General features: G+C 69.2%; 5 protein-coding genes and 1 tRNA gene. 5 read left to right on the forward strand and 1 reads right to left on the reverse strand.

Going from position 1 to position 5,280, the window contains the following annotated elements:
- Nucleotides 1-395: 395 nt before the first annotated feature.
- The 5 genes from PLE19_23755 to PLE19_23775 all read left to right on the forward strand — a co-directional run bounded on the left by PLE19_23755 (nt 396) and on the right by PLE19_23775 (nt 3,938).
- Complete coding sequence (locus tag PLE19_23755) at nt 396-1,292, forward strand: peptidase MA family metallohydrolase (GenBank protein ID HPD17964.1); 897 nt, start codon at nt 396-398, stop codon at nt 1,290-1,292.
- Nucleotides 1,289-1,639 (forward strand): hypothetical protein, encoded by a 351-nt coding sequence (locus PLE19_23760; protein HPD17965.1) that lies wholly within the window; start codon nt 1,289-1,291, stop codon nt 1,637-1,639. The genes PLE19_23755 and PLE19_23760 overlap by 4 nt, the downstream gene beginning before the upstream one ends.
- Nucleotides 1,640-1,664: 25 nt before the next feature.
- A complete protein-coding gene (locus PLE19_23765) occupies nt 1,665-2,012 on the forward strand; it encodes a hypothetical protein (protein ID HPD17966.1) in 348 nt (115 codons plus the stop codon).
- 466 nt (nt 2,013-2,478) lie between these two features.
- A tRNA-Leu gene (locus tag PLE19_23770) sits at nt 2,479-2,563 on the forward strand.
- A gap of 118 nt (nt 2,564-2,681) precedes the next feature.
- A complete protein-coding gene (locus tag PLE19_23775) occupies nt 2,682-3,938 on the forward strand; it encodes an aminotransferase class V-fold PLP-dependent enzyme (GenBank protein ID HPD17967.1) in 1,257 nt (418 codons plus the stop codon).
- Here the strand turns inward: PLE19_23775 and PLE19_23780 are convergent.
- Nucleotides 3,917-5,149, reverse strand: a complete 1,233-nt coding sequence (locus PLE19_23780) for a PQQ-binding-like beta-propeller repeat protein (GenBank protein ID HPD17968.1) — start codon at nt 5,147-5,149, stop codon at nt 3,917-3,919. The two genes, PLE19_23775 and PLE19_23780, sit on opposite strands and share 22 nt — an antisense overlap.
- Nucleotides 5,150-5,280 lie beyond the last annotated feature (131 nt).

The raw sequence follows: 5,280 nt of genomic DNA on the forward strand, positions 1-5,280 counted from the left end.
AAGATGTGGGCAAAGATTGGGGCAACGCCCTGGCCTGAGTGGGATTCGCGGGTCCGGCCCTGAAGGGGCGAGATAGAGGCTCTCTGTTCCGCCCTTTCAGGGCTGCCGCGAGGCGGTCTTGTTCCCAGGGCGTTGCCCTGGGCTACCCCTTTCGCTCCTTCGGAGCTCCCGCAGCCACCGACAATTCCGGCCCACACCCCGCCGCTGAGGCGCGCTTGAATCGCGCCAGCCCTTGCGCTACTGTAGGAGAAACTCGGCGCGAAGGGGAATGTCGGCTGCCGGAGTGTCTCCTCCCCACCCCGGCGGCCTGCGCCTGCGCGTCGGGACGCGCGGCCGTGTGGCATTCCTGTGGCGGACCGCTTCGTTCCGCCCCCTCCTGCCTCGGAAGAACGCCGGTGGTGCTCCTCCAGCTGCTAACTCTTGCGGCTTGCGCCGCCGCGGCAGGGCCTGGGCAGTGGACGATCGAGAGCGGCCGCGGCCTCGACGCCGTGGCGCGTCTGGTGAGCGCCTGGTTGCCAAGCGCGCAACAGGACCTCGAGCGGCGGCTCGGCCTGGCGCTGCGCGGGCGCGGCAGGGTGGTGCTCTTCGCCTCCGCGGAAGCATTCCGCAGGGCGACGCCGGGCTTCGATCACCGGCACACGCTCGGCGTGGCGATGCCCGGCGAGACCACCATCTACCTGAACTGCGAGCAGATCGAGAGGAGCCCCTTGGAGAGCGTGCACATCACGCTCCGCCACGAGCTGAGCCACATCCTGGTGGGCGAGATCGTGCGGCGCGGCTATCGGCGCGTGCCGCTGTGGTTCGACGAAGGGGTGGCCGTGTGGTCGTCGGGCAAGATCCCCTTCTACGACACCAGCGACTACGAGCGCGCCGTGGCCGCCGGCGCCTTGAGGCCGCTCGCCGACCTCGCCGATCGCTTCCCCCTCGACCCGGTCGAGCGCGGCATCGCCTACGAGCAGAGCGAGAGCTTCGTGCGATTCCTCGTGGCCTCGCGCGGCGAGGGCGTGGTCCCCGCCATCCTCCAGGCCGCGGGGCGTGGGGTGGCTTTCGACGAGGCCTTCCGCAGCGCCGCGGGGGCCGACGTGGCTGCCCTCGAGCAGAAGTGGCTCGCGTCCATTCGGCCCGCCTGGCCCTGGATGAGCTGGCTGTTCAACGCCTTCTCGCTCTTCAGCGCCATGAGCCTCCTGGCGCTCGTGTCGTTCTGGATCTACTGGCGTCGGCGGCACAAGAAGTACCAGGAGTGGGAAGTGCAGGAGCGACTCGAAGCGAGCGGGGAGGGGCCCTGGTGGTGAAATCCCCCCGTCTGTCCTGGCGGCTTCGGTGGCGGCTCCTGTGGGGCAAGGTGCGCCGGTTCTACCTCGCGCTGTTCCGGCCGGGCTACGTCCGCCGGAGCCATGAGCGGCGCAGCGGCGAGTGCCAGCGCTGCGGCGCCTGCTGCCAGCTCGGCTACCGCTGCCAATTCCTGCGCTCGGCCGGCGACATCACCGAGTGCCGCTTCCACAGGTTCCGCCCGAGCAACTGCCGCCTGTTCCCCATTGATGAGCGCGACCTTGCCGACCGCGACCTCGTGATCCCCGACCGCCCGTGTGGCTACCGCTTCGAGGCCGCGGACGGCGAGAAGCACCGAGACACCGACTGACCCGCTCCCTGGAGGCCCAAAGCCCTTGGCCCTGAAGACCGCCCGACTCAGCGTGTGGCAGCGGCTCAAGCTGCTCGGCGGGCGCCCCCGGCGCCTGTTCCTCAACCTCTTCCGCCCAGGCCTCGTACGGGCGAACCTCGCGCGGCGGCGCGGCGAGTGCCGGCGCTGCGGCGCCTGCTGCCAGATGGGCGCCTATTGCCGCCACCTCAAGTACGGGGCCGGCGACCTCTCCGAGTGCGTCCGCTACCAGAAGTGGCGCTCGTCCAACTGCCGCAACTTCCCGATGGACGAGCGCGACCTCGCCGAGCGCAACCTCGTCGCCCCCGACACTCCCTGCGGCTACCACTTCGAGCCGCGTGGACCTGCGGCGTAGGCCGACTCCCCGCCCCGCCGAGATGTGAGCGCGGCCCTCTGCCGCCGGCGGCCGGGAATCCGCCGAGCCGAGGTGGCCCGGAGCAAACCGAGGGCCGGCAACGAAGGCGTGTCTCTTCTGGGTGCGGGCCGTTTCCTCAGGTGGTCTCTATCGCGGATTCTCGTAGCGACAAGCGTCGCACCTGTCGAACGAATGAAGGTAGCCGCAAGCAGGACGCTCGCGGCTGCCTTTGGAGCGGGCCTTCCCCTGTTCCGGGGATTCGCGCAACGGAAACTGCCTATGATTCCCGCCCGCACCCGTCTCGGTTCGGCGGGCTTGACATGATAGGGGGGCGCGCGTAGAGTCTAGCTATGTCCCGCGGCGGCAGCTCGACGCGAGCCGAGCGCCGAGGGTTGGCTGTGGGGCTTGCCCCTGAGCGCGGGCCAGCCGGCACCGAGCCATGGTGTGCCGGTGCAGCCACCGTAGCGCGAGAGTGGCGGAATTGGTAGACGCGCAGGACTTAGGATCCTGTGGGTAACTCCGTGGGGGTTCGAGTCCCCCCTCTCGCACCAACCCGACGCATGACGTGGAGAGGCAGGAGGCTGCGAACCGGCCTCCTGCCGTTCCTTTGTTGGCGGCTCGAGGCCACGCGCTGAGCCGCACGCCCCATGCCGTTGGAGAGAACCGCCCGTGTCGCCCCACCAGCCGCCTGAGCCTCCCCTCACGGCTTCTGACGAAGCGCAGTGGGAGGGGGTGCGCGGCCAGTTCATGAACGACCCCGACCAGGTGTACCTCAACACGGGCTCGTGGGGCGTCATGCCCCGGCGCGTGTACGAGGCGATGATCGCCGCGCTTCGGCGGCGGGAGCTGAACCCGACGAGGAGCCGAGCCGGCCTCCTGGAAGGGGTGCGCGCCGCACGCGAGCGCCTCGGCGCATTCCTCCACGCCTCGCCCGCGGACCTGGCGCTCCTGATGAACGTGACGGTGGCCGTCAACGTGGTGGTCCACGGCCTGCCGTGGCAGCCGGGGGACGAGATCCTCGCCTCCGACCAGGAATACGGCGCCATTGACAACTGCCTTCACTATGCGAGCCGCCGATGGGGGGTAGTCGTGCGGCGAGCCAGGATTCCCATTCCGCCCACCCGCCCCGACGACGTCGTGCGGGCCTTCGAGGCGGGCATCACCGCCCGCACGCGCCTGCTGCTGTGCAGCCACATCACGATGGGCACGGGGCTGATCGCGCCCGTGAAGGCCCTGGCCGAGCTGGCGCACGCCCACGGCGCCCTGATCGTGGTGGATGGCGCGCATGCGCCCGGAATGATCCCGCTGGACCTGTCGGCGTACGGCTGCGACTTCTACGGGGGGAATTGCCACAAGTGGCTGTGCGCGCCGCAGGGAGTGGGCTTTCTGCACGCGGCGCCCCACGTGCAGGAGCGGATGCGGCCGCCCATCGTCGGCTGGGGCTACAGCCAGGAGGGGATGTCCGCCGACGAGGCCGGCCGCCCCCTGATCAAGGGCGAGCCGTACATGTGGGGCCTCGAGCAGTGGGGCACCTTCAGCATGCCCGAGCAGATCGCGATGGGGGAGGCGGTGCGGCTTCAGGAGGAGATCAGCCCTGCCAGGATCGCCGGGCGAGGTCGCCAACTGGCGGGCCACCTGCGCCGACGCATGGCCGAACACGCCTGGGCGAGGCTGATCTCGCCCAGCCACCCCGAGATGACGGGCTCGATCAGCACGTTTCTACTCGAGGGCTTTGAGGGGATCAAGCTCGGAGACATCCTGTTCGAGCGGTACAGGATCACGGTGCCCGTGGCGCAGCAGGACTCAGTCCACAGGATCCGTGTGTCCACGCACATCTACAATACGTTTGCCGAGGCGGACCGCCTCGTCGAGGCGCTGGAGGAACTGCACGAGGAAGCCTCAGGTCACTGCGCGCGAATGTCATAGGCGAAGAGGCAGTCGGCATGGCGAACGTATAGCCGGCCGCCGCAGACGACCGGGTGCGCCCAGTACAACCCGGTGCCTCCCTTAGGCAGGGTGAAGGCACCGAGACTGCGGAACTTCTCGGGCGTGGCCTCAACCAACGTCATGCGGCCCCGCTCATCGAGGCAGAACAACCTGCCCTCGGCATAGGTCAGGGAGCCCTTTCCCGACGCCTTCCACATCGGCTTCCCTGTCATGAAGTCCAGGCAGAACCACCCCTCGGCTTGGTGCCCCGCCCCGTAGAGATAGCCGTCCACGAGGACCACGCCGCCGTGATGGTTATCCAGCAGTTTGCTGGCCCAGAGGGTCTTGGCGGCCACGCCGTTGCCGGCGGGTGCGAGCTGCACCACGAGGCTTCCCTTGCCGTACCCCGTGGAAGCGAAGACGTAGCCGCTGTGGAAGATGGGGTCGGTCGCGCTGTTCTCGCGCTCGTTGCCGTGCTCGGCGCTCCACAGCAGGCGGCCCGTGGCGAGGTCGGCGCCGAATACGACGGCCGCGCTCATGCCGAGCACCTGGCGGGAGCCGGCGAAGTCGCCGAGCACCAGCGAGGAGTAAGCCTGTGTGCCGGGGATGTCGGTGGTGGTCCAGAGAGTCTTGCCCGTGGCCTTGTCGAGGCACACCAGGAAGCCCTTCGCGCCGCCCGGGCAGCAGAGCAGGCGGTCGCCCTCGATCAGAACCGATTCGGCCAAGCCATACTTCGGGACTTTGGCGTCGAACTGCTTGAGCAGGTCCAGATGCCAAAGCTCCTTGCCGCTCTGCGCATCGAGGGCGACGAGGCGGCCAGACTCATTGAGATGGTAGACACGGCCTTCGTCGTACGTCGGTGTGCTGCGTGAGCCGTTGTAGCCCACGGCGTGAGACATGGTGGTTTGCCAGGCGTGGCCGTTGGGCGCCTCCCACTGCGGCTTGCCGTCGAGGTCGAGGGCGATGACGCGGGTCTGCTCGTCCATCACGCCGGCCGTGAAGATCCGCCCGCCTGCGATGACAGCCGAGCTGTAGCCTTTGCCAAGGCCCGCGGCGGTCCAGAGCAGCCTGGGGCCTGACTCGGGCCAGTGTTGGAGAAGCCCGGTGTCGGTGGACTTGTTGTCGCGCCGTGGCCCGTGGAAGCAGGGCCATTCGTTCGCCGCCCGGGCGCTGTCGGCGGCGATGAACACGAGCACGGCCAGCGGGCTCATCCGCCGGCGCATCCTGCTCCCCCATCGAGCTGTTGTTCCAGCCATCACACCGCCTTTCCTGCCAGGGCAGCGCCCCGGCTAGGAGCCTGTCCAAGAATCCCCGTGGGCTGCGTTGCCGGCGCCAGCGGGGC

It is taken from the genome of Planctomycetota bacterium (assembly GCA_035384565.1).
In the GTDB taxonomy this organism is placed as follows: domain Bacteria; phylum Planctomycetota; class PUPC01; order DSUN01; family DSUN01; genus DAOOIT01.